Origin of the sequence: Aliisedimentitalea sp. MJ-SS2 (genome assembly GCF_032586155.1) — a bacterium.
In the GTDB taxonomy this organism is placed as follows: domain Bacteria; phylum Pseudomonadota; class Alphaproteobacteria; order Rhodobacterales; family Rhodobacteraceae; genus JAWHTC01.
Genome location: NZ_JAWHTC010000001.1, coordinates 908603 through 928186, shown reverse-complemented (window position 1 = coordinate 928186; position 19584 = coordinate 908603). Strand labels below are relative to the sequence as shown.

The 19584-nt window shown below is 59.7% G+C and carries 21 protein-coding genes; 5 read left to right on the top strand and 16 right to left on the bottom strand.

Annotated elements, in window-relative coordinates; genetic code table 11:
• Positions 1 to 144 precede the first annotated feature (144 nt).
• Together cysS and RXV86_RS04550 are read right to left on the bottom strand one after the other, a co-directional pair.
• A complete protein-coding gene (cysS, locus tag RXV86_RS04555) occupies positions 145 to 1572 on the bottom strand; it encodes a cysteine--tRNA ligase (RefSeq protein ID WP_316297836.1) in 1428 nt (475 codons plus the stop codon).
• Positions 1573 to 1887: 315 nt separating this feature from the next.
• A complete protein-coding gene (locus tag RXV86_RS04550; RefSeq protein WP_316297834.1) occupies positions 1888 to 2127 on the bottom strand; it encodes a hypothetical protein in 240 nt (79 codons plus the stop codon).
• Between the two features lie 25 nt (positions 2128 to 2152).
• Here RXV86_RS04550 and RXV86_RS04545 point away from each other — a divergent pair, with 25 nt between their 5' ends.
• The 3 genes from RXV86_RS04545 (at position 2153) to RXV86_RS04535 (ending at position 6018) form a co-directional block, all read left to right on the top strand.
• Positions 2153 to 3325 (top strand): pyridoxal phosphate-dependent aminotransferase, encoded by a 1173-nt coding sequence (locus RXV86_RS04545; protein ID WP_316297832.1) that lies wholly within the window; start codon positions 2153 to 2155, stop codon positions 3323 to 3325.
• Positions 3326 to 3388: 63 nt separating this feature from the next.
• Complete coding sequence (locus RXV86_RS04540; RefSeq protein ID WP_316297830.1) at positions 3389 to 4234, top strand: TPM domain-containing protein; 846 nt, start codon at positions 3389 to 3391, stop codon at positions 4232 to 4234.
• Positions 4235 to 4473: 239 nt separating this feature from the next.
• Positions 4474 to 6018 carry a trimethylamine methyltransferase family protein gene (locus RXV86_RS04535; RefSeq protein WP_316297829.1) on the top strand — a complete coding sequence of 515 codons (1545 nt, stop codon included), beginning with the start codon at positions 4474 to 4476 and terminating at the stop codon, positions 6016 to 6018.
• Between the two features lie 119 nt (positions 6019 to 6137).
• On the opposite strand, the gene RXV86_RS04530 is transcribed toward RXV86_RS04535, so the two are convergent.
• The 6 genes from RXV86_RS04530 to RXV86_RS04505 are packed head-to-tail and all read right to left on the bottom strand — an operon-like array spanning position 6138 to position 9887.
• Complete coding sequence (locus RXV86_RS04530; protein ID WP_316297827.1) at positions 6138 to 6512, bottom strand: hypothetical protein; 375 nt, start codon at positions 6510 to 6512, stop codon at positions 6138 to 6140.
• Positions 6513 to 6549: 37 nt separating this feature from the next.
• On the bottom strand, positions 6550 to 7575 hold the full coding sequence (locus RXV86_RS04525; RefSeq protein ID WP_316297825.1) for an endonuclease/exonuclease/phosphatase family protein: 1026 nt from the start codon (positions 7573 to 7575) through the stop codon (positions 6550 to 6552).
• Positions 7576 to 7579: 4 nt separating this feature from the next.
• Complete coding sequence (locus RXV86_RS04520) at positions 7580 to 8260, bottom strand: molecular chaperone DjiA (RefSeq protein WP_316297823.1); 681 nt, start codon at positions 8258 to 8260, stop codon at positions 7580 to 7582.
• Positions 8261 to 8306: 46 nt separating this feature from the next.
• Positions 8307 to 8789 (bottom strand): N-acetyltransferase family protein, encoded by a 483-nt coding sequence (locus tag RXV86_RS04515; RefSeq protein WP_316297821.1) that lies wholly within the window; start codon positions 8787 to 8789, stop codon positions 8307 to 8309.
• Positions 8786 to 9400: a VOC family protein gene (locus RXV86_RS04510; RefSeq protein ID WP_316297819.1), complete on the bottom strand. Its 615-nt coding sequence runs from the start codon at positions 9398 to 9400 to the stop codon at positions 8786 to 8788. The genes RXV86_RS04515 and RXV86_RS04510 overlap by 4 nt, the downstream gene beginning before the upstream one ends.
• 1 nt (position 9401) lies before the next feature.
• Positions 9402 to 9887, bottom strand: a complete 486-nt coding sequence (locus RXV86_RS04505; protein WP_316297817.1) for an MAPEG family protein — start codon at positions 9885 to 9887, stop codon at positions 9402 to 9404.
• A 74-nt stretch (positions 9888 to 9961) separates the two neighbouring features.
• Between RXV86_RS04505 and RXV86_RS04500 the strand changes: the two genes are divergently transcribed.
• Positions 9962 to 10423, top strand: a complete 462-nt coding sequence (locus RXV86_RS04500; protein WP_316297816.1) for a tail fiber protein — start codon at positions 9962 to 9964, stop codon at positions 10421 to 10423.
• Positions 10424 to 10515: 92 nt separating this feature from the next.
• Here RXV86_RS04500 and scpA read toward each other — a convergent pair whose 3' ends face one another.
• Positions 10516 to 12645: a methylmalonyl-CoA mutase gene (scpA, locus tag RXV86_RS04495; RefSeq protein WP_316297815.1), complete on the bottom strand. Its 2130-nt coding sequence runs from the start codon at positions 12643 to 12645 to the stop codon at positions 10516 to 10518.
• Positions 12646 to 12929: 284 nt separating this feature from the next.
• On the opposite strand from scpA, the gene RXV86_RS04490 reads away from it, so the two are divergent.
• Positions 12930 to 13361 (top strand): DUF4174 domain-containing protein, encoded by a 432-nt coding sequence (locus RXV86_RS04490; RefSeq protein ID WP_316297814.1) that lies wholly within the window; start codon positions 12930 to 12932, stop codon positions 13359 to 13361.
• Between the two features lie 19 nt (positions 13362 to 13380).
• Here RXV86_RS04490 and RXV86_RS04485 read toward each other — a convergent pair whose 3' ends face one another.
• From RXV86_RS04485 to RXV86_RS04455, 7 genes are all read right to left on the bottom strand, one after another.
• A complete protein-coding gene (locus tag RXV86_RS04485; protein ID WP_316297813.1) occupies positions 13381 to 13911 on the bottom strand; it encodes a hypothetical protein in 531 nt (176 codons plus the stop codon).
• A gap of 5 nt (positions 13912 to 13916) precedes the next feature.
• Positions 13917 to 15917, bottom strand: a complete 2001-nt coding sequence (locus RXV86_RS04480) for an acetyl/propionyl/methylcrotonyl-CoA carboxylase subunit alpha (protein ID WP_316297811.1) — start codon at positions 15915 to 15917, stop codon at positions 13917 to 13919.
• Between the two features lie 150 nt (positions 15918 to 16067).
• Positions 16068 to 16274 (bottom strand): hypothetical protein, encoded by a 207-nt coding sequence (locus RXV86_RS04475; protein ID WP_316297809.1) that lies wholly within the window; start codon positions 16272 to 16274, stop codon positions 16068 to 16070.
• 340 nt (positions 16275 to 16614) lie between these two features.
• Positions 16615 to 16983 carry a hypothetical protein gene (locus RXV86_RS04470; RefSeq protein ID WP_316297807.1) on the bottom strand — a complete coding sequence of 123 codons (369 nt, stop codon included), beginning with the start codon at positions 16981 to 16983 and terminating at the stop codon, positions 16615 to 16617.
• Positions 16984 to 17049: 66 nt separating this feature from the next.
• Positions 17050 to 17190 (bottom strand): hypothetical protein, encoded by a 141-nt coding sequence (locus tag RXV86_RS04465; protein WP_316297805.1) that lies wholly within the window; start codon positions 17188 to 17190, stop codon positions 17050 to 17052.
• A 214-nt stretch (positions 17191 to 17404) separates the two neighbouring features.
• Positions 17405 to 17872, bottom strand: coding sequence for a DUF6497 family protein (locus RXV86_RS04460; RefSeq protein ID WP_316297803.1), 468 nt, complete (start codon positions 17870 to 17872; stop codon positions 17405 to 17407).
• A gap of 11 nt (positions 17873 to 17883) precedes the next feature.
• Entirely contained in the window at positions 17884 to 19416 is a 1533-nt protein-coding gene (locus tag RXV86_RS04455) for an acyl-CoA carboxylase subunit beta (RefSeq protein WP_316297801.1), read from the bottom strand.
• Between the last annotated feature and the right edge of the window lie 168 nt (positions 19417 to 19584).

Below are 19584 nucleotides of genomic sequence, written 5' to 3'. Positions count from 1 at the left end.
GGGAGGTGTCAAGGTTTGGTGTGGCAGAGGTGGCGAAACACCCGCTCACGCTGCGCACGCTGCCAATGTTGCTGAATGCCCTCCCGAGGGGGAGGTCGGGCATGGCGCATGCGCGCCGGTTGTTCCCTGTAGAAACGGTGTGCGTCATTCTAACCCCTCCAGCATCGGGGCATTGAACTGCGGTCCAGGGATCAGTTCGACCCCTTCTTTGGACATGCGCACTTCGACCCCAGCGTCCGTCAATGCGGCTTTCATGGCATCAACTTGGGTAAAGTCCTTGCTAGCCATCGCGGCTTGGCGGATTGCGAAAAGCTGTTTTTCAAGGCGAGCCAAGGCTGCCAAATCTTTTTGCTTGTGCTTGGAATGGAAAGCTTCATCCCACATCGGCAATAGTAGTCCTAATAGACCAGCAGACCCTTTCAGCGATGCCGCATCACCAGCCGCAGCCAGCTTATGCATCTCGGTAATCGCCCCTGCCGTGTTCAGGTCATCCGCCAAGGCCGCCAGCACCGCCTCCGAGGGTTTCCCGGCCTCTACACCGTCAACCAGCCCACGCCATTTGCGCAGCGTTGCCTCGGCTTCCTGCCGCTTCTTCTCGGTCCAGTCCATCGGCTTGCGATAGTGCGTCGACAGGAAGACAAACCGGATCACCTCTCCGGGCACTGGCGGTTCCCCGTCATGGCCCTCCAGAAGATCATGCACGGTAAAGAAATTGCCAAGGCTCTTGGACATTTTCTTGCCCTCAACCTGCAGCATCTCATTGTGCATCCAAACCTTGGCGAATGTATCATCACCATGGGCGCAGCAACTCTGCGCAATCTCGTTCTCATGATGCGGGAACATCAGGTCATTGCCGCCGCCGTGAATATCAAACGTTTCGCCCAGCAGCTCATAAGACATCGCCGAGCATTCGATATGCCAGCCCGGCCGCCCCCGACCCCAAGGCGAATCCCATCCCGGCAATTCATCCGTTGACGGTTTCCACAACACGAAATCCATCGGGTTGCGCTTGTAAGGCGCGACCTCGACCCGCGCTCCCGCGATCATGTCATCCAAAGAGCGCCCTGACAGTTCGCCATAGTGCTCGCGCCACGAATCCACTGCAAAAAGCACGTGGCCCTCGGCCTCATAGGCATGGCCCTTGGCGATCAGGTCCTCGATCATCGCGATCATCTGCGGGATATATTCGGTTGCCCGCGGCATATGGTCAGGCTCCACCGCCCCCAACGCACCCATATCCGAGAGATACCAGCCGATGGTTTCCGCGGACCGTTCATGCACCAGCTCTTCCAACGTCCCCGCGGCCCCCGCCTCTTTGCGGGCCAGCGCGGTCGCGTTGATCTTGTCATCCACATCGGTGAAGTTGCGCACATAGGTCACGTGATCCGGCCCATAGACATGGCGCAGTAGGCGATAGAGCGTGTCGAACACCACCACCGGCCGGGCATTGCCGATATGAGCGCGGTCATAGACCGTGGGACCACAGACATACATGCGGACATTCTGCGCGTCGATTGGCTCGAACCGTTCCTTGGTTCGCGTCTTGGTATTGTAGAGCTTGATGTCGGTCATGGTGTCCTCACGCACACGTAATCCGTGGCGGGCTTAGCAACTTCGATCATGGATGAAAACAGAAGAACGGCCCGCCTGACGATGTCAGCAGGTAATGCAGCAGATAATGATGATAGTTCCGTTCATGAGATCAATCTTATGGAATAAATCCGTACCTGCCAAGTAGGAGAGTGCAATGAGCCGCGACACGGCCAATCGCATCACCGCCACCTTCCGCGAAGTCGAGCGATCGAACCCTTGGGGTGGTGGCCATAACGCATGGACGGTTGGCGATAAGCTGCTTGCCTGTATTGGTTCGGTTGGTGACGGAGTATCTCAAAAAAATCCCCAGATATCGACATGGCACAAATGCTGATCAAGGCCAGCGTCGGCATCAAAGCGTCCAATTTGTAGCGCTTCTGACAGCATATGCCGTTTGACGGGACAAAAGAGGACGAACTCCGCCGCCGCCTCACGATCTCCTATGACACCGTCCGTACCAGCCAAAGCAAGAAAGCCCGGACCACCCTGCCCCTGCGTAGCAATTGACAGGGCGCGAACCTTCTGGCCTGTCATGCGACAGGAGCAGAGGGGAATCGCCATGTCACTTTCAAACCGGATCACCACGCTGACCCCCGATGCCTCGGGCGGATGGGAACTTTTTTTTCGCGCGCGCGCCATGATTGATGCAGGCGAACAAGTGACCGAGCTGACCATAGGCGAACACGACATCCGCACCGACACGCGCATCCTTGACGAGATGCACCGCGCCGCGCGCGCTGGCCATACTGGATACGCCGCGATCCCCGGCATCGCGCCGTTGCGGGAAGAAATCGCCGCCCGGGTACAAGCTGCCACCGGCGTTCCCACGACGCTCGACAACGTGGTTGTCACGGCCGGAGGACAGGCCGCGCTTTTCGCCGCTCATGTCGCCACTTGTGATTCTGGCGATCGGGCATTGTTCATCGATCCTTACTACGCCACCTATCCCGGCACCTTGCGCGGGGCCAGCGCGACCCCGGTCCCTGTCAAGGCCAGCCCCGATTCCGCCTTTCAACCCGACCCGGCAGACATTGACGCCGCCGCAGCGGACGGTGCCGCCTCGCTGCTGATCAACTCCCCCAACAACCCCACCGGCGTGGTCTATTCCCGCACCACCCTGGAAGGCATTGCCGAGGTGGCGCAAAACAGCGATTTCTGGGTCATCTCGGACGAGGTCTACGACACGCAGGTCTGGCAGGGAGACCACCTGTCGATCCGCGCCCTGCCGGGTATGGCCGAGCGCACACTTGTCGTTGGCTCCATGTCGAAAAGCCACGCCATGACCGGCTCGCGCATCGGATGGATCGTTGGACCGAAAGAGGCCATTGCCCACATCACCAACCTCTCGACCCACACAAACTATGGCGTCGCAGGGTTCGTGCAGGATGCCGCGCTTTACGCCCTACGCCAGGGCCCCGGTTTCGAAGAAGAAATCGCGGCCCCATTCCGTCGCCGCCGCGAGATCGCCCTGGACATCCTCGCCGGACAGAATGTTGTTCGCGCAGTACCCCCGCAAGGAGCTATGTACCTGATGCTCGACATCCGTGCGACAGGCCTTTCGGGCAATGCCTTTGCCGAGAAACTGCTCGACACGCACCGTATCGCCGTCATGCCCGGGGAAAGCTTTGGCAAAGCAGCATCAGGCCATATCCGCGTTGCCATGACCATCGGGGACGACGCATTTGCCGCGGCCCTGAAATCACTTGTCGCATTCGCTGCAGCGCAAATCTGATTGCGTTCCAACCCGTCACGGGCCTATTCTTGGGCATCACATTTGCAGCCTGAGAGTTTTCATATGACACGTTTTCTGACCAGCCTTCTGGTGGCTGTCGCAATGCTGTCGGGCATTGCCATAGCACAGACCTATCCCGACTATGAAAGCCTCACGGTCAACGACTTTGCCGGGCTTCTTTCGGACGAGACCGAAACCGAGATCTCCACCCAGCTTGACTTGCTGCGCGAGGACACCGGCATCGAGATGACCGTCGTCACCCTGTCGCGCAAGGACATGTTCGCGCCGGACCTCAGCCTTGAAGAGTTCGCCGCCGGTCTCTTCGATCAATGGGGCATTGGCCACAAGACCCGCAATGACGGTATCCTCTTCCTTGTTTTGCTGACTGACCGCGAATCCCGGATCGAACTGGGCAAAGGCTATGCCGGGGAATGGCAGTTCGAGGCCAACTGGGTGATGGACAACGCCATCATTCCCGAGTTCAAGAACGGCAACTACGAATCCGGCATCAAGGAGGGCGTCGACGAAACAATCCGCAAGATCGCCCGCCCTTTTCACGCGGGCGCGGCGCCACCGGATCGCGGTGGTGACGGGGCTCCTCTATGGTGGTTTGGCCTGATTTTCGTGCCCATTGGGTTGGTGATCTTCGGACGAACCATCAAGGACAAGCTCGCCTCGATGCGCCGCTGCCCGAAATGCGGCCAACGCACTCTGTCAATTGAACGCCATACGCTCGAAGCCGCTACGCGGGCGCATTCGGGCCGGGGTGAACGCACAACCCATTGCACAAGCTGCGACTACCACGACACGTCGTCCTACACGATCTCGCGGATATCCAGTTCCAAGAGTTCATCGTCCAGCTTTGGTGGTGGCTCGTCGGGTGGTGGCGGGGCCTCGGGGCGCTGGTAAACAGGCCGGATTGACGGGCCGGATTGGTCTGAAAACGACAAGATGTCGCAGTCGGACAAGATCGGCTCAAGAACGCTGGCATGGTTGGCGCGTAGACAACCGAGGCGCGCGATGCAGGATTCGCTGTGTAAAATCAATCTGGTGATCATCACCATCGGGGCGGAACGTGGCCGCGCCGCTCGGGGGCGACCTACCCTGGTTTGAACCACTATTCAGATCAATACAGGGACCCCAGACAAATGAACCAGATGACATCATCAAGCCGTCGCTCGGGCGGCCGCCGTGCCCGCCACGCCGCCCGCTCCGCCCCCCTTTCGCAAGACATCCGCCCCATCCGTGCGGGAATGGAAGGCGGCCAGTACCGCCCGTTGAGCGACGACGGCGTTCAGCGCATCCACCACGCCGCCCTTCAGGCATTGGAGGAGATCGGCCTTGCCGATGCCCCACAATCCGGTGTCGAGATCATGACCCGTGCCGGTGCCATTCTTGGCGAAGACGGGCGGCTGCGCTTTCCGCGCGCCTTGGTCGAGGACATGCTGGCCAAGGCCGCCAAAGCCATCACTCTTCCGGGCCGCGATCCGGCCCATGACTTGACCCTCTCGGGCAACCGCGTGCACTTCGGCACCGCCGGGGCCGCCGTGCACATGGTCGATGTTGATGCCAAACACTACCGTGACAGCACGCTGCAAGACCTGCACGATGCCGCGCGCATTACCGACCGGCTCGACAATATCCACTTCCTGCAACGCCCCATGGTGGCGCGCGACATCGCCGACAATCGCGAGATGGACCTCAACACCGTCTATGCTTGCGCCTGTGGCACGACCAAGCATATCGGCACGTCTTTCACCGAGCCCGATTTCGTCGATGACGCCATCGAGATGTTGCACATGATTGCAGGCGGCGAAGAGGCCTGGCGCGCGCGCCCCTTCATGTCGAACTCGAACTGTTTCGTCGTACCGCCGATGAAATTCGCCACCGAATCCTGCGAGGTTATGGAAAAGACCATTGCAGCAGGCATGCCCGTCCTGCTGCTCAGTGCAGGCATGGCTGGGGCCACCGCACCCTCGACCGTTGCCGGAGCCATCGTACAGGCGGTTGCGGAATGCCTTGCCGGTGTCGTCTATGTCAACGCCATCCAGCCCGGCCACCCAGCGATCTTCGGCACCTGGCCCTTTGGCCTCGATCTGCGAACAGGCGCCATGACCGGTGGCTCGGGTGAACAGGCGCTGCTGACCGCGGGCTGTTCTCAGATGCACAAGTTCTATGGCCTGCCAGGTGGTGCCGCCGCAGGCATCGCCGACAGCAAACTGCCAGACATGCAGGCGGGGTGGGAACAGATGTGTTCGAACGTGATGGCCGGTCTTTCCGGACTCAACATGGTATACGAGGCAGCCGGCATGCATGCCTCGCTTCTCGGATTCTGCCACGAATCCCTGATCCTGGGCGACGACATCATCGGCCAGGCCCTGCGCTGCGTGCGTGGGATCGAGGTGGATGACGAAACCCTGGCGCTGGACCAAATGCGCGAAGTCTGCCTGGGCGGTTCGGGCCATTACCTGGGCACCAGCCAGACCCTGTCGCGGATGCAGGCCGACCATGTCTACCCATCACTCGGCGACCGCACCTCGCCCAAGGAATGGGACGAAAGAGGCAAACCCGACCTGATCGCCAAGGCCATCGCGCGCAAAGAGGAAATCTTGTTAGAACGCTCGAGCGCACGCTTCGACCCTGTTCTCGACAGGGCCATTCGCGCGAGGTTCAACATTCACCTGCCGGCCTAGGGTCCCTTCGACGGACTTTGCCAACGCGTCTCAAAACACGTTCGCCAAGCGCCTGCGAACGCGCTTCCGACGTAAATTCGAATTTGTGTGGTCAAGGGCTTTCGAAAACCCTTGACCCCTTACAATTCGATCTCTTCGCCGTCGCCCTTGCCCTGATCTTGTTTCTGTTCCTGTTCAAGAGGAGTCTTGCGGCGAAAGATGATATCGCCATTGGGCAGGATTTCCGGTGGGTGATAGGCAGTGAAATCGTCGATCTTGCCCATCAGCGTGACCAAGGCCGGTCCCATCTCTTCCATCAACTGGCGGAAGCCCGGCTCTATCTCCTCGCTGAATCTGCGCAAATCCTCCATGGCAGGTTCCATCTCCTGCATCAGGCCGCGTAAAACCAGCTTGGCTCCCTCCTCCATCAGAGAAAAGCCCTCTTCCGTATCCCCGGCAACCACTGGGGTCGTGGCAAGTGACGCGGCAAGCGCGAAAACAACAATCCGTCTCATGCCCCCAATATAGGCGGTCAACGTCACGATTTTAAGATCACAGATCGATATCAAGTGTCACAGGGAAATGATCCGACGCCGTCAGCAGCGCCCGGTGCAGCTCCGGCAGGTTCCAGCAATCCGGATCGTCCAGCGGATGCCATATCCGCCAGACCGGCACCCGGTCTGCCAGATCAAGCGAGACCATGATGTAATCGAGCAGCGCCTGAAGGTAACGCTTGTTACTGGCAATGTAAAACCGGGCCGAGGTCGGGCGGGCCCCGATCCGCCGTTGCAACGCCTGGCGCGCATGCGGATCGAACAGGCGCGCGTCGCCGTTTTCCCCCATCACGATTTCGACCGACGAGCGCCCAAACAGGCCTTCGTATTCATCCAGCCCAGGGCCGTCATTAAGGTCACCCAATACGATCAGCGGTGTTTTCTGGCTCAGATGCTCATCCACCCGCTTGCGCAGCCAAATCGCCTGAGCCAGCTGCTTGCGCCGGTTCTGGATCGACAGTTTCATCACTTCTGCCTTCGAGCGCGCACCGTGCGGTGCCTTGGACTTGAGGTGCGCGCCGATCATGCGGAACGCAAAGCCACCCTTGGTCGCCATCGCCAGCTCAAGCGGCGGCTTTGAAAACCGCACCAAGTCTTCAGTGGCATCGATATCCAGGTCAATCCGGAACACCCCATCAAACCGGGGGGAACCATGCGAGCCCTTCTTGCCGGTCTCCTGCCCCACCGGATCGTGTCGCGCAGTCATTTGTTCGGGATCATAAAGCAGCGCGATTTCCTGCTGGGTGTCATTCTCGAATCCGACAATTGCCTTGCAGGCGCGCAAACCGAACGCCTCGGCAAACCCTTCCAGCGCGGGCACGGTGGCCCGTTTTCCATTGTGGTCAGGTGCCTCGATCACCATGATCGCATCGGCATCGAGCGCGGTGAAAACCACACCCAGGGCTTCGATCTGCTGTGCCCGGGTCACGTCCTGCCGCCCAGACCAGCCGTCATCCATCAAGAGGTTGCCGTCATCGTCAAACAAGTTGTTGAACCATTCGACATTGTAGGTGGCGATCCGCATGCGCCTATCCCCTCTCGGCCTGGATCTCCTCCCAGGCCTGGTTGATGGCCGCCATGCGGCTTTCAGCCAGCGTCACGGCCTCTTCCGGCAGGCCCCGCGCCACCATTCGGTCAGGGTGGGTCTCGCGCACCAGCGTTCGCCAGGCCGCGCGCACCTCCTCCATCGGTGCATCCGGCGCCACGCCCAACACGTTGTACGGGTCTGGCACCGCATCCGGCACGAAGCGTGAGCGTAACTGCCGGAAATTGCTCTCGGGCACGCCGAAAATGTCCGCCACCCGGGTCAGGAACTCGTCCTCATTCGGGTGATAGTCCCCATCGGCCATCGCGATATGGAACAACCCCTCCATCAGATCACACAACGCCGCGTCGCCCTTGCCGAACATGACGCGAATCTTGCGTGCGTAATCCTCGAACCCGGCCACGTCCTGGCGGGCCAGATTAAAGACCTTGGCCGCCCCGGCCTCATCTTCGCCAGCTATCTTGAAGACCTCGCGAAACGCCGTAACCTCATCGCGGGTCACCCTCCCATCGGCCTTGGCCATCTTGGCGCCCAGCGCGATCACCGCGATGGTGAACCCGACCGAGCGCTCAGGCGGCGATTTCAGGTGATCGAATACCGCCGAAAGCGGCTCACCCTTGGCCAGGGCGGAAACGGCAGCGGTGATGCGGGTCCAAATCGACATGCGGCCAACATAGGCGGCGGAGTTGCGGAAGTCAGGCTTATTTGGGTTATGAATTCAAAATCTTCTGCATGCAAACCAGGTCAAGCCAGTGGCCGAACTTGCGTCCGACTTCGGGCATGCGGGCGGTTTCGGCAAAGCCCATGCGGTGATGAAAGGCGATGGCGCCCTCATTCTCACCGCTGATCCCGGCTATCATTACGTGGATACCGTTTTTTTGCGCAATAACCTCAAGCCTGGACAACAGCGCCCGTCCCACGCCCCGTCCCCGTGCCTCTTTTGCCAGCATGACGCTGTGCTCGGCGGTGGCGGCATAGCCGGGTCCGCCGCGAAACGGCCCATAAGTGGCAAATCCCAGAACGAACCCGCCCTCATCGGCCACCACGAATGCTTCGCCCCGATCGGCAATCAGTTCCGCCAGCACTGCTTCGTCTTTCTGCTCGGTGGTAAAGGTCGCCGTAGTCTCAGCAATAATCGGGTTCCAGATTGCAGCGATGGCCGCGGCGTCTCCGGACACTGCCTGCCGGATCATTCCAGCACCTTTTGCCCGCTGGGCGAGGAAAACTCGGCCCGCATGCCAACGTCGCCCTGTACGATCATGATCCGCGTGTCGGCAATCAAAGGTGCCAGAGCCTTTCGCAGGGCCTCGGCCTCGGGGTTGGTGATCACCAACCGCTCAAGCCGTAGCCCAGACGGTTTCAACCGGGTCGAGGGATGCGGGCTATCACCCCAGCTGATCATTGCCGGGAACCCCTGTTCAAAGGGCAACCGCCCCTCTATCCCCGCCGCCATCATCCAGCGTAGATCTCCGCGCGTCAGCTCGATCGGCTGGCCCATCTGTTCCGGGGCCACAGCCAACGCATCTTCCAGGTCTTCGGTCTGGCAAATCCAGTTAGTCAATCGGGGCGCTCCCGCGAAGTCATCCAGGTTGAACCAGCGCCGTAGCCCCGGATCCGGGGCGTCAGGGTCGATGGAAATAAGCTCGAAATAGACGCCGTCCTCTAGCCCCATGAGCATGTTATGGGTACCAAGTTTGGTGTGCTTGCCCCCGGGCTCCAACGCCACACCCAGAGCGTCCTCGACATAGGCGCGGCCCTCTTCCAGCGTTTCGGCGGCAACGGCGATATGGTCCAGTTTCATCATTTCAGAACATCCACACGGCCAGCGCCCAAAGCGTGGCCAAAACAGTCGGGTAAAAGGTTGCCCCATAGCCAAAAGCGCGCAGGGGCGGCGAGATGTGGTAGCCGATCCAGAATGCCAGCCGGGCTACGGCAAAGCCGACCCCCAGCCACAGCGTCACCAGACCTCCCAATGTCAGTGCCACAAAAGGCCACAGCACCGCGCTCAGAAGTATCTGTTCGGCGGTGTTGATCAGCACGCGTTGGTCGATATCGCCACCGGTCCCGACCTCGAACGGTGCGCCGTCAATCGCAGAGGCATCGAAAAAACGCCGGAATCCAAGCGCCCCGATGAGCAAAACCATCACCAGCCCGCCGGGTAAAAGCGCCGTGATGATTACCGCATTCAGTGGCATGAACGGGGCTTTCATGGTCTGCGGCAACCAGACGATGACCACGGACCAGATCATCGCCAGCACCATACCGATGACAATCTTGTGCCGCTTGGTCATTGCGCCCCCATCCCTTCGTTCTCTCCGCAATCCTCGTTCCGGAGACAGAAAATGCAAGTCAGAAACCAACCTTAATGTACAACAGTGGCAGGTTTGACCATTTCACATACCGAACACATCAGGTCGGAGGATCAAACCAACAAAGAAATGTCATGCGGGGAGGAAAAATGGTATATCGCTTGAAACGCTACGTAATGGGCGCAGGCTTGGCTTTGATGGCGACACTATCCAGCGCGCCCGTGGTCAAGGCCGAGACCGAGGCCGAGCCGTTTATCGGGCAAATGATGTTGTTTGGCGCCAATTTCTGCCCACGTAATTTTGCCCACGCTGAAGGCCAATTGCTTGCAATAACAGAAAACGAGGCGCTGTTTTCTCTTCTGGGCACTGCGTATGGTGGCGATGGGCGCACAACCTTCGCGCTGCCAGATCTCAGGGGACAAGGGCCAAAACCGGTTGTCATCGACGAGGATTATCCAAGCAGTTTTGTTTGGTGCATTGCGCTGCAAGGGCTCTACCCGTCGCGTAGCGAGGCATGACACGGTTCGCCTTTGTGATTTCACTCCAACGATCCGCCACCCCATGAAAACGGCGGGAAGGGCGCAAGTCACGCGCCTTTCCCTTGTTGTTTTCAACCACGTGTTGCCCGGATCAGGTCCAGGATATCCTGCGCGGCCGCCGGGATATTGGTCCCCGGTCCAAAGATCGCTTTCACTCCCGCGGATTTGAGGAAATCATAATCCTGCTGCGGGATCACCCCGCCGCAAATCACGATGATATCCTCGGCATCTTTCTCCTTCAGCGCCTCGATCAGCTGCGGTGCCAGGGTCTTGTGCCCCGCCGCCTGACTGGAAATACCAACCACGTGCACGTCGTTGTCAACCGCGTCCTGGGCCGCCTCATCCGGCGTCTGGAACAGTGGGCCAACATCGACGTCAAAGCCGATATCGGCGAAGGCCGTGGCAATCACCTTGGCGCCGCGGTCGTGACCATCCTGCCCCATTTTGACCACCAGCAAGCGCGGGCGACGCCCCTCTTCCTCGGCGAAGGCCTCGATGCTTTTCTGGATCGCGGCAAAGCCTTCGTCGCCTTCGTAAGCGGCGCCGTAAACCCCGGCCAGCGTTTTGACCTCGGCGCGGTGACGGCCGAACTCCTTTTCCATTGCCATGCTGATTTCCCCCACGGAGGCCCGTGCGCGCGCGGCCTCAACCGCCGCTTCGAGCAGGTTGCCGCCCTCTTGAGCGCGACGTGTTAGTTCATTCAAAGCCGCGTCACAGGCCGCGCCGTCACGCTCGGCGCGCATCTTTTCAAGCCGCGCAATTTGCGAGTCGCGAACAGCCATGTTGTCAACGTCCAGGATGTCGATCGGGTCCTCTTTGTCCAAGCGGTGCTTGTTGACCCCTACGATCACCTCGTCGCCCCGGTCGATCATCGCCTGGCGCTTGGCCGCACTTTCCTCGATGCGAAGTTTGGGCATGCCGCTGGCCACGGCCTTGGTCATGCCGCCCATTTCTTCGACCTCCTCCATCAGGGCCCACGCCTTTTCGATCAGCTCGTCAGTCAAGGACTCAACGTAATAGGACCCGGCCAGCGGATCGACGACGTTGGTCACACCTGTCTCTTCCTGCAGGATGATCTGGGTATTCCGGGCAATCCGCGCGGAAAACTCGGTCGGCAGGGCAATCGCCTCGTCCAACGCATTGGTGTGCAGCGATTGGGTACCGCCCAGAACCGCGCTCATCGCTTCATAGGCGGTGCGGATCACGTTGTTATAGGGGTCCTGCTCCTGCAAGCTTACACCCGAGGTCTGGCAGTGGGTGCGCAGCATTTTCGAGCGTTCCGACTGGGCGTCGAAATCCGTCATAACACGGTGCCACAGGGTCCGCGCCGCGCGCAGCTTGGCCGCTTCCATGAAGAAGTTCATGCCGATTGCAAAGAAGAAGCTCAAGCGCCCGGCAAACTTGTCCACGTCCATGCCAGCGTTGATCGCGGCGCGCACGTATTCCCGGCCATCCGCCAGCGTGTAGGCCAGTTCCTGCACCAGGTTCGCCCCGGCCTCTTGCATGTGGTAGCCCGAGATCGAAATCGAGTTGAATTTCGGCATCTCGTTCGAAGTATATTCGATGATGTCGGAAATGATCCGCATCGACGGCTCGGGTGGATAAATATAGGTGTTGCGCACCATGAACTCTTTCAGAATGTCGTTCTGAATCGTGCCCGCCAACACTGATTTGTCGTGGCCCTGCTCTTCTCCGGCAACGATGAAACTCGCCAGGATCGGGATCACTGCGCCGTTCATCGTCATCGAGACCGAAACCTTGTCCAGCGGGATACCGTCGAACAGGATCTTCATGTCCTCGATACTGTCGATCGCCACACCGGCCTTGCCGACATCGCCGACAACACGGGGATGGTCACTGTCGTATCCACGGTGCGTCGCCAGGTCGAAGGCCACCGAAACGCCCTGCTGACCAGCGGCCAGGTTCTTGCGATAGAATGCGTTCGACGCCTCGGCGGTCGAAAACCCGGCATACTGCCGGATCGTCCAGGGTCGCCCGGCATACATCGTCGCCTTCACACCCCGGGTGAACGGCCCGAACCCCGGCAGCGTACCCATATGCGGCAGCTCGGCGGTGTCAGCCTCAGTATAAAGCGGTTTGACCTCGATCCCTTCCAACGTGTTCCAGTTGAGATCGTCCAACGCCCGGCCCCGCAGCTCTTTTTCAGCCAGCGCGCGCCAGTCTTCCGTCTTGTCGGTCATGTCTTGGTCCTCTTGTCGTTGCGCCGCCTGGCAGGTTTTGCCCCCGCCTGATCCGGCTGATCTTCCTTGGTGTATCGGGCTGTTTTCTTGAGACCGGCAGCAGTATCACGCCCGCCAGGCTATTTCGTTTGACTCGGGGTCGCTCCAGGTGGGCAATTGAGCCCTGCGAGACAACCCGAGCGGCTTTCCCGTCAAAGCGCATATTGCCGTTTTTTTTCGGTTTGAGCAGATTCACAGTCGTATTTGTCGACCTAGGCCCTATATCTTGGCAGTCAGGAGACATCATGAAGCCAGTCTTGCCATTTGTAATCGCAGCGTTTTTTGCCACCATGGTGGGGGCGCAAACCGACGTGCCACCGCAGGTTTCCCCGGGGGCGAGCACGGGTGAAGCGTTGGATTTATCGCAATTCCGCTGGAAAAACCGGCTGCTGGTGATATTTGCCGACAGCCCCGGCGACCCCCAATTCGTCGAGCAGATGGGCTTGCTCGAAATCCGGGTCGAAGATCTGGTCGAGCGCGACGTGATCGTCCTGATCGACACCGCCCCCACAGTCGACTCGGAGCTACGTGAGAAATTCCGGCCGCGTGGCTTCATGTTGGTGCTGATCGGCAAGGACAGCAACGTATACCTACGCAAGCCGCGCCCCTGGGACACGCGCGAAATCTCGCGCTCCATCGACAAAATGCCGCTCAGACGCCAGGAAATGCGCAAGTGATCTGCGGCCAGCGAGGTCATCAATCGCCCCCGCTGGTCAGAACCACGATACCACGCACCGGGTCCAGCACGGCAAAACTGGCATCGGGGCGCGAAAACACCACCACTGATGGATCAGCATTGAGCGCGGCAAAAAAGCTGTTGCGGGCCTTTTCGTTCATGCATGGCTTGGCCTCAAGCCCCGCCGCCTGAATCGCCACACCGGTGGGACGATGGACATTCATCAACTCGATGAACAGCTTGTCCGGCGTCTTGCCCGGCACTGACAGGGCAAAGGCCCCCTCCTGCCGCCCGCTCACCACCACGGCCTCAGCATTGTCAAACAGCGGCACCCGCGACTTCACGTCCATCGTCTTGACCCGAAACACGCCCGCCGTGCAGCCCCGTTGGCTTTTGAAATAGAGCGTCTCGCCCAAGTCGAACCACCCGGCCAGCATCGCTCGCGCGTCGTCTTCGCTATGACGATCACAGCCTGCCACGGCCAGAAGCCCGGCAAGGGCCAAACCGGCCCTTGCCCCAAGCTTTCGGATATGGCGGGGGGTGTCATGCATCCGGCCTATTCGAACTCCATGATCACGTCGTCCACCGCAAGGCTGTCGCCCGCACCGGCGTTGATCTTGGTCACCACGGCCTTTTTCTCGGCGCGCAGGATGTTTTCCATTTTCATTGCCTCGATGGTGCACAGGGCCTGGCCCTCTTGAACCTCGTCGCCCACCGCGGCATCGACCTTCACGACCAAGCCGGGCATCGGGCAGAGCAGCATTTTCGAGGTATCAGGCGGAAGTTTCTCGGGCATTAACGCTGCCAGTTCGGCTTGGCGCGGGCTGCGCACATGCACTTTCAGATCAGCACCGCGCGAGCGGATGCGGAATCCGCCCGGGATCTTGCCCACCTTCAGAACCAGCGGATCGCCATCCACCACCATGTCGGCCAAGCTCATCCCCGGGGTCCAGTCGCCGGTGACACGATGCTCGCTGCCATCGTCAAACACGACGGTCGAGCCCATGTGGTCGGCCTTGATCGATACCGGAAAGCTTTCGCCCTGCAGCGTCACCACCCAGTCATCGCCAACCCGGCGCTCGTGATTGTCCATGCGACCCGAGACTTGCGTGCGGCGAATCTCGGCAACCCGGTGCATGGCCGCCGCCGAGGCCGCGATCCGGCGCAGGGTGGAACCGTCCAGTTCGACACCGTCAAACCCGTCAGGATACTGTTCCTCGATGAAGGCCGTGGTCATGTCGCCAGACATGAAGATCGGGTGATCCATCACCGCGCTCAGGAATGGCAGGTTATGGCCAATCCCTTCAATTTCAAACCCATCAAGCGCGTTCCTCATGTGCTCGATGGCCTCTTCCCTCGTCGGCGCCCAGGTGCAGAGCTTGGCAATCATCGGGTCATAATACATGCTGATCTCGCCGCCTTCATAGACGCCGGTATCGTTGCGCACCACATGGCCCGCTTCGGCAATTTCTTCCGGCGGACGGTACTTGGAAAGACGCCCAATCGACGGCAGGAAACCACGATACGGGTCCTCGGCGTAAAGCCGGTTCTCGATCGACCAGCCGTTGATGCCCACGTCTTCCTGCTTGATCGACAGCTCTTCGCCATTGGCAACACGGATCATCTGTTCCACCAGGTCGACGCCGGTAATCAGTTCGGTTACCGGGTGTTCCACCTGCAAGCGGGTGTTCATTTCAAGGAAATAGAAGTTCTTGTCGCCATCGACAATGAATTCCACGGTCCCGGCGCTGGCATAGCCCACCGCCTTGGCCAGCGCGACCGACTGATCGCCCATGGCTTTGCGGGTTTCCGGGTCAAGGAAGGGGCTGGGCGCCTCTTCGACCACCTTCTGGTTCCGACGCTGGATCGAGCATTCCCGCTCATTGAGCCAGATGCCGTTGCCATGGCTGTCACACAGAACCTGAATTTCGATGTGGCGCGGCTGGGTCACGAATTTTTCGATGAAGATCCGGTCATCGCCAAAACTGCTAGCCGCCTCGTTCTTGGAGGATTGGAACCCCTCGCGGGCCTCTTCATCGTTCCAGGCAATCCGCATGCCCTTGCCGCCGCCACCGGCAGAGGCCTTGATCATCACCGGGTAGCCGACCTCGTTGGATATCTTCACCGCCTCGTCGGCATCTTCGATCAGCCCCATGTAACCGGGCACGGTCGATACGTTGGCTTCCTGTGCGATCTTCTTCGAGGTGATCTTGTCGCCCATGGCTTCGATGGCACCTTTGGGCGGCCCAATAAACGCCACGCCAGCCGCTTCAAGAGCCTCCGCGAACTTGCTGTTTTCACTCAGGAAACCATACCCAGGGTGGACGGCCTCGGCGCCGGTTTCCTTGATCGCCTTCATCACGTTTTCGATGACGATATAGGACTGGTTCGCGGGCGGCGGACCGATATGCACCGCCTCGTCGGCCATCTGCACATGCAGCGCGTTACGGTCGGCATCCGAATAGATCGCCACCGTCTTGATACCCATCTTGCGGGCAGACTTGATCACCCGGCAGGCGATCTCGCCCCGGTTGGCAATCAGGATCTTCTTGAACATGGTACGTCCCTTCCGTCGTTCAGCCCGGGACGTGACGCCCGGGTCATGGCATGAAAACGGCCATCGCCGGGAATCACCCCTGCGATGGCCGTGCAAAACTGGTCCGACCCCAGGGCCGGATAAATGAAATCACCCTGACCCGGTTTCAGGTCAGCAGCGTGTCGGGTATTTCTGGCAATAAGCGACGTTGGCCGCAGCGCCGACGACGACACCCGTGGTGAGGTCCCCGTCCAGCAAGAGCGACGTGGCCGCACCGGCGCCACCGCCCATGAGGGCCTGTTCGACCGCCGTGTCGCCACACCCGGCCGTGAACGCAAGCGCGCCAACGGCCACGAGTTTGAGCATATGTCTGCGCATATTGTAGTGCCTCTTTCGGTTGTCTTTTTTATGACAACCGGAATGGCCTGATTTCCAGACGTTGTGAAGCGAAATCTGCGCATACGCGGGCGATGCGCGGCAGATTGCCGAATCTCGCAACACTTTGAATTTTTGCAAAAAAATTGGGGCGGATGGCCTTGGGGATAACCAATCCGCCCCTTAGGGGAAGGGTAACGGTTCAGACAATGCGTCTCGGTCTCGCTGAAGACCGCCACTACATCTGTGAGCCTTGCCCGAACGGATGGATATGCCAAGCCCGCACAATCCCCGCGGGCAAAATGCGCTGAGATACGCCTATTTTTGCCTCTGCCCGGCTGAATCATGCCGATCCCTCCGGAAAGTCCTCGGCAAACGCCTCGGGAAAGCTGGCCCGCGCCACATCCTCATCAATCTGCAGCATGGCTTCATAATTGGCTGGATCGAACGGATCCTCTGCCGCCACCACCTCGCGACCAAAAAGCCAGCTCAAACGCCCAGCATCCAGGTTGCCGCGTTCGAAAGGTGCATCACCAAAATGCTCCCACAGGGCCCTCAGAAAGGCCTGATCGGCCTTCTTGTCCGGTGTGCGCCGATCACGGTAGCGCTCGCGCCGGGTGATCTCGGTCACGCCGCGCGGGTTGGCCCTTCGAATTGTAAACTGGAAATCCGTACCGGGAAGACGCCCGGGAAAGCCGCGATGTTTCAGCATGTCCCGCCCCCCGGATTGCAGGGGCGGTAAGGCGGGACGGGCCGCAAGGCCCGCCCCAAAGACCGATTACTTGTATTTACCGGTGTAAGTCGGTTCGACCGAGATAGGCTCGGGATCGACCACGACGTATTCTTCTTCCGGCTGGGCGCATGCAACCACGAGGGCTGCGAGGCCAAGAACCAGAACGCTCTTGATGGCTTTCGACATCTGTTTCTCCTGTCTCTTGTTACGGACAGTTCCGGGTTCGTTGACCCTTCCTGCCCCTCGTACGAGGTATGCGGGTCCTGGAGAGAACCCGCCCGTAACATACCGGAATCCGGCGACAATTGATACTTATCCCCAAAGCTGCCCACAGCCTGTGACTCCAAAGCCTCAACCAGGGGTCGCAACACGCGCCGATCCGCAAGATGTTGTGGCCGCATCAAAAATCCTCCCAGATGCAGACCCCGTTTTCGACGCGGAAGCTTTCGAAAAACTGGGTGGCTTGTGGATTAGCAACGCCAAATTCGGTTTCCTGGTCGGCCATCGAAATGACGATCCGGTCATAGGCACGCGGCGTTCCTGACAGGGTTTTCAACGCGTATTCGTTGCACAGGAATTCCATGTCCCCGGCCCGCTCTTCAACCCCCTTGGGCCGCGCCCCGGCAATCGCCGGGACGACGAAACGGAAGCGGAAATAGCTGAACTGCCCGTCCGGTTTTTCGTCGAAGCGGACCTCCTGCAACCCTGCCGCCATGCCCGAAGGCAAGGCCGGGACTTCTGGCCGCCCCTCTGCCGCTGTACGCGCGGCAAGCTCGGCCAGAACCGGGCTTGCCTCTTGCGACACAGGCTCTGACCCGTCCTTGCACGCAGCAAGGGCCAGCACAGCTATGAGGATTGACCACCGCATCTACAACGTCCTCAGAGCGGGATGTTATCGTGCTTTTTCCAGGGGTTCTGGAGTTTCTTGTTGCGCAGCGACGCGAACGCGCGCGCCACGCGCTTGCGGGTCGAATGCGGCATGATCACCTCGTCAATGAAGCCACGTTCTGCTGCCTTGAACGGGTTGGCGAAGTTCTTTTCATATTCCGCCGTGTGTGCCGCGATCTTCTCTTCGTCGCCAAGATCAGCGCGATGAATGATCTCGGTTGCCCCCTTGGCACCCATCACAGCGATTTCGGCGGTGGGCCAGGCATAGTTGAAATCGCCACGCAGGTGCTTGGACGCCATCACGTCATAGGCGCCGCCATAAGCCTTGCGGGTAATCACTGTCACCTTGGGCACCGTCGCCTCACCATAGGCAAACAACAGCTTTGCACCGTGCTTGATCACGCCGCCATACTCCTGGCCGGTCCCCGGCAGAAATCCCGGCACGTCGACGTAAGTGAGGATCGGAATTTCGAACGCATCGCAGAAGCGTACGAACCGGGCGGCCTTGCGCGAGCTGTCGATATCAAGGCAGCCGGCCAGGACCATCGGCTGGTTGGCAACGACACCTACCGTTTGACCCTCGATGCGGATGAAACCGGTGATGATGTTCTTGGCAAAATCCTCTTGGATTTCGTAGAAGTCACCCTCGTCTGCGACCTTCAGAATCAACTCCTTCATGTCGTAGGGCGTATTTGGGTTGTCCGGGATGATCGTATCAAGGCTGCTATCCAGACGGCCCGGTGCGTCAAAGAACGGACGCACGGGCGGCTTTTCGCGATTGTTCAAAGGCAGGAAATCGACGAGGCGGCGCACTTCGGCCAGCGCCTCCACGTCGTTTTCAAATGCCCCATCGGCGACCGAAGATTTCTTTGTGTGGGTTGATGCCCCACCCAGTTCCTCGGCGGTCACCACTTCGTTGGTTACGGTCTTCACCACGTCCGGACCGGTAACGAACATATAGGAGGTGTCCTTCACCATGAAGATGAAGTCTGTCATTGCGGGCGAGTAGACCGCCCCACCAGCGCACGGCCCCATGATCACGGAAATCTGCGGTACCACGCCCGAGGCCATGATATTACGCTGGAATACGTCGGCGTAACCGGCAAGCGAGGCGACACCTTCCTGAATCCGCGCCCCACCCGAGTCGTTCAGGCCAATGACAGGCGCGCCATTCTGCACCGCCATATCCATGATCTTGCAGATTTTCTGGGCGTGGGTTTCCGAAAGCGAGCCACCGAAAACGGTAAAATCCTGGCTGAACACGTAAACCATCCGGCCATTGATCGTACCCCAGCCCGTGACAACGCCATCGCCGGCAACCTTTTGATTTTCCATGCCGAAATCGGTGCATCGGTGGCTAACAAACATATCAAACTCTTCGAAAGAGCCCTCATCGAGCAGCAGTTCAATCCGCTCGCGTGCGGTCAGTTTTCCCTTGGAATGCTGTGCCGCAATCCGCTTTTCGCCGCCACCCAACCGTGCAACTTCGCGGCGGTTGTCAAGCTCGTTCAAAATGTCTTTCATGGGGTCTCTCCCGTCAGGCCGATTTGACGCAACATATCCGGCGCTGCACCGCGGCGGAAGGAAAATTCCGCAAATTTGCAAACAAATGAGAAGACATGGTTAGCAAACTGCAACTATGCAAATTCCGTGACGGAAGATGCAAACCCCAAGTGTGCCATCTGGTCAATC

Coding starts and splice junctions, on each gene's coding strand:
- RXV86_RS04540 (WP_316297830.1), top strand. CDS start 3,389: ATGACACGTTTTCTGACCAGCCTTCTGGTGGCTGTCGCAATGCTGTCG.
- RXV86_RS04480 (WP_316297811.1), bottom strand. CDS start 15,917: ATGTTCAAGAAGATCCTGATTGCCAACCGGGGCGAGATCGCCTGCCGG.
- RXV86_RS04535 (WP_316297829.1), top strand. CDS start 4,474: ATGAACCAGATGACATCATCAAGCCGTCGCTCGGGCGGCCGCCGTGCC.
- RXV86_RS04490 (WP_316297814.1), top strand. CDS start 12,930: ATGAAGCCAGTCTTGCCATTTGTAATCGCAGCGTTTTTTGCCACCATG.
- RXV86_RS04505 (WP_316297817.1), bottom strand. CDS start 9,887: ATGACCAAGCGGCACAAGATTGTCATCGGTATGGTGCTGGCGATGATC.
- RXV86_RS04475 (WP_316297809.1), bottom strand. CDS start 16,274: ATGCGCAGACATATGCTCAAACTCGTGGCCGTTGGCGCGCTTGCGTTC.
- RXV86_RS04525 (WP_316297825.1), bottom strand. CDS start 7,575: ATGCGGATCGCCACCTACAATGTCGAATGGTTCAACAACTTGTTTGAC.
- RXV86_RS04500 (WP_316297816.1), top strand. CDS start 9,962: ATGTACAACAGTGGCAGGTTTGACCATTTCACATACCGAACACATCAG.
- RXV86_RS04455 (WP_316297801.1), bottom strand. CDS start 19,416: ATGAAAGACATTTTGAACGAGCTTGACAACCGCCGCGAAGTTGCACGG.
- RXV86_RS04550 (WP_316297834.1), bottom strand. CDS start 2,127: ATGACAGGCCAGAAGGTTCGCGCCCTGTCAATTGCTACGCAGGGGCAG.
- cysS (WP_316297836.1), bottom strand. CDS start 1,572: ATGACCGACATCAAGCTCTACAATACCAAGACGCGAACCAAGGAACGG.
- RXV86_RS04465 (WP_316297805.1), bottom strand. CDS start 17,190: ATGTCGAAAGCCATCAAGAGCGTTCTGGTTCTTGGCCTCGCAGCCCTC.
- RXV86_RS04485 (WP_316297813.1), bottom strand. CDS start 13,911: ATGCATGACACCCCCCGCCATATCCGAAAGCTTGGGGCAAGGGCCGGT.
- RXV86_RS04460 (WP_316297803.1), bottom strand. CDS start 17,872: ATGCGGTGGTCAATCCTCATAGCTGTGCTGGCCCTTGCTGCGTGCAAG.
- RXV86_RS04530 (WP_316297827.1), bottom strand. CDS start 6,512: ATGAGACGGATTGTTGTTTTCGCGCTTGCCGCGTCACTTGCCACGACC.
- RXV86_RS04470 (WP_316297807.1), bottom strand. CDS start 16,983: ATGCTGAAACATCGCGGCTTTCCCGGGCGTCTTCCCGGTACGGATTTC.
- RXV86_RS04510 (WP_316297819.1), bottom strand. CDS start 9,400: ATGATGAAACTGGACCATATCGCCGTTGCCGCCGAAACGCTGGAAGAG.
- RXV86_RS04520 (WP_316297823.1), bottom strand. CDS start 8,260: ATGTCGATTTGGACCCGCATCACCGCTGCCGTTTCCGCCCTGGCCAAG.
- RXV86_RS04515 (WP_316297821.1), bottom strand. CDS start 8,789: ATGATCCGGCAGGCAGTGTCCGGAGACGCCGCGGCCATCGCTGCAATC.
- scpA (WP_316297815.1), bottom strand. CDS start 12,645: ATGACCGACAAGACGGAAGACTGGCGCGCGCTGGCTGAAAAAGAGCTG.
- RXV86_RS04545 (WP_316297832.1), top strand. CDS start 2,153: ATGTCACTTTCAAACCGGATCACCACGCTGACCCCCGATGCCTCGGGC.